Origin of the sequence: Pseudoalteromonas sp. SR41-7 (assembly GCF_014163935.1) — a bacterium.
Classification (GTDB): Bacteria; Pseudomonadota; Gammaproteobacteria; order Enterobacterales; family Alteromonadaceae; genus Pseudoalteromonas; species Pseudoalteromonas distincta.
Genome location: NZ_JACJEF010000055.1, coordinates 1 through 294, shown reverse-complemented (window position 1 = coordinate 294; position 294 = coordinate 1). Strand labels below are relative to the sequence as shown.

At 48.3% G+C, this 294-nt stretch carries 2 tRNA genes; both read right to left on the bottom strand.

Features of this window, described 5'->3' with window-relative positions:
• Positions 1-6 precede the first annotated feature (6 nt).
• A tRNA-Glu gene (locus tag H5092_RS20490) sits at positions 7-82 on the bottom strand.
• 93 nt (positions 83-175) lie between these two features.
• Positions 176-251: transfer RNA gene (locus H5092_RS20485), tRNA-Glu, on the bottom strand.
• Positions 252-294 lie beyond the last annotated feature (43 nt).

The window sequence follows — 294 nt, the reverse complement described above, 5'->3', positions numbered from 1 at the left end:
AGTAAGTGGCGTCCCCAAGGGGATTCGAACCCCTGTTACCGCCGTGAAAGGGCGGTGTCCTAGGCCTCTAGACGATGGGGACACATAAATGTGTCACTAGGACAACTGAATTTTTAGACTCGTTTCAGACGAGCTTTCTTAATAACACTACACTTCCCTATTAAAAATAAGTAAGTGGCGTCCCCAAGGGGATTCGAACCCCTGTTACCGCCGTGAAAGGGCGGTGTCCTAGGCCTCTAGACGATGGGGACACATAAATGTGTCACTAGGACAACTGAATTTTTAGACTCGTTT